The 2,298-nt window shown below is 34.9% G+C and carries 1 protein-coding gene and 2 pseudogenes; all 3 read left to right on the top strand.

The annotated features are described in order from the left end of the window. Positions 1-314: 314 nt before the first annotated feature. Positions 315-1,253 carry a DMT family transporter gene (locus M014_RS0126280; RefSeq protein WP_026594353.1) on the top strand — a complete coding sequence of 313 codons (939 nt, stop codon included), beginning with the start codon at positions 315-317 and terminating at the stop codon, positions 1,251-1,253. A gap of 70 nt (positions 1,254-1,323) precedes the next feature. Continuing rightward, positions 1,324-1,424, top strand: a pseudogene (locus M014_RS29020) (YhfC family glutamic-type intramembrane protease); the annotation flags it as partial. Positions 1,425-1,748: 324 nt separating this feature from the next. Continuing rightward, positions 1,749-2,298 (top strand): annotated as a pseudogene (locus tag M014_RS27525) (RNA-guided endonuclease TnpB family protein); the annotation flags it as partial.

Genomic DNA, 2,298 nt, shown 5'->3' on the forward strand with positions numbered 1-2,298 from the left:
TCTAGCGCCGATGGTAGTTGGGACCTTGTCCCTGTGAGAGTAGGACGTCGCCAAGCAACCTTAAGACGAGTCAGAATGACTCGTCTTTTTTGTGTTTTTACATACTATTGCAAGTTTTACTAGATGTCTTATCAATTGAGAAAATAATACGGAATAAATCAGTTATACTATTGAAGAGAAAATATACCTTAATGAAACAATATGTATGAAAAGGGATTAGTGTTTTCTTTATAGCTTATTGGGAATTGAAGTTACAAACATATTCAACAAGGGAAAAATACATAATATATCTTTTTGAATGGGTGTGGAGATTTATGAAAGAGATAAGTATGTTACTGGTAGCAATTATACTATGGGGAGTAGCGATTGCTCCGACAAAATGGGCGTTAGAGTCCATTCAACCATTCACCTTATTATTTCTTCGTCTTTGCTTTGCTGGTGGGATATGTTTATTGTTTTCTTTTCAGCAGTTACGAAAAAATATTATTAATGGGGATGTTCCGTGGAAACGGATAAGCGTATTATCTTTTACTGGTGTGGCAGGATACTTTATGTTTACCTCATATGGAATTTCTTTAACGAGTGGATTGCATGTTAGTATTATTGATGCTGCTTTACCGTTAGTTACGATAATCTTTTCGGCGTTATTTTTAAAAGAAAAGATTCAGTTAAACTATTGGATTGGGATTATATTAGGTTTTATTGGAGTAATATGTATTACTATTCCATCTGGTAGCAATAATCAAAGTGCTTCTCTAGTTGGAGATATGCTTATTTTATTAAGTACTTTTTTATTTGCCTTTTATACAATATTATTAAAAAGGCCAAAACAAGAAAAAAATCTATCAAATGAAGTGTTTACAACATTAACATTAATCATAGGGGCAATTATTCTATTCCCATTTGCGGTTATTGAAACTTTTTACAATGGTCTACCTCAAATAGATACATGGAAGGCTGGGCTTAGTTTTACGTATCTTGTTGTTTGTGCAACAATCCTATCTTATTGGTTTTGGAATAAGGCATTAGAAAGAGTTGCGGCATCAGTAAGTGGGTTATATTTAAATGCTCTACCACTTATAAGTATTATTGCTTCGATTAGTTTATTAAATGAATCCTTAACATGGAAAACTTTAATAGGTGGGGTGCTAGTTTTATGTGGAGTTATATGGGCCGATCAAGAAAAGCTACGTGTTCTAATAAAATCTGTAGATCGAAAAACTAAGGAAGATAGAAAGTATAAAACATATTAATACAGAAATGTAAAAAGAGGATGTGTGATTCATTGAATGCGACATCCTCTTTTTATTTGCTATAGTTATCGGTCTATCAGCAGGTTTTTTTGAAGAGGTTACTCGCTTTATTGCAATGCGCTTTTTTTTATGAAACAACGTGATTGGCAGTCTGAATTTTTATTCGGAGCAAGGCTATTTATCATTTCCCGACAGAAAACTCCCACCTCAAGGAGTGGGTAGGACATGGGCCAATGAGTAGGTGGGAGATGAATGGCGGTTAGGTAAAATCCTAATATTTCTCCTTGTGGAAGAAGTATTCTTACATAGAAGGAATTGTTCCATTATAAAAGTCTTTCCATATGTATACATTTTTGAATGATGGCAGAGGAATTTCGACAAAAAAAGAAGAAATGATACGAGAGAAGTATTTTTGAGTATATTCCGATATCGTTCTCATGCATATCGTGAAAAAAGCATGTAGAAAAACTAAAATAGAAAGTGAGGTGGAAAGTGGTGCTTGTCCATAAAGCGTATAAGTTCCAGATCTATCCTAATGCAGAACAAAAAATACGTATCGCGAAAACAATGGGGTGTTCTCGTTTTGTATTCAATTATTTTTTAGCAAAATGGAATGATAGATATAAAGAAACAGGGAAAGGATTCACCTATGGCACTTGTTCTTCGCAACTACCTGCACTCAAAAAAGAATTTGTATGGTTCAAAGAAGTGACAGCACGGCTCTTCAATCTTCTCTTTACAACCTCGCTGACTCGTATTCACGATTCTTCAACAAACAAAACAAAGCACCTCGGTTTAAGTCAAAAAACAATAAAGTTCAATCATATACAACGAAGCGCACAAATGGGAACATCGCGATTGTAGGGAATAAAATAAAGTTACCGAAACTTGGCCTTGTCACGTTTGCCAAAAGTCGTGAGGTAGAAGGATGTATTTTGAGCGCTACTGTGAGAAGGAATCCAAGTGGAACATATTTTGTCTCGATTCTTGCCGAAATAGAAGTGCAAGAATTGCCAAAGACAGGTTCCGCTGTTGGTGTGGATGT

Origin of the sequence: Bacillus sp. UNC437CL72CviS29 (assembly GCF_000482345.1) — a bacterium.
GTDB lineage: Bacteria > Bacillota > Bacilli > Bacillales > Bacillaceae_G > Bacillus_A > Bacillus_A arachidis.

Coding starts and splice junctions, on each gene's coding strand:
- M014_RS0126280 (WP_026594353.1), top strand. CDS start 315: ATGAAAGAGATAAGTATGTTACTGGTAGCAATTATACTATGGGGAGTA.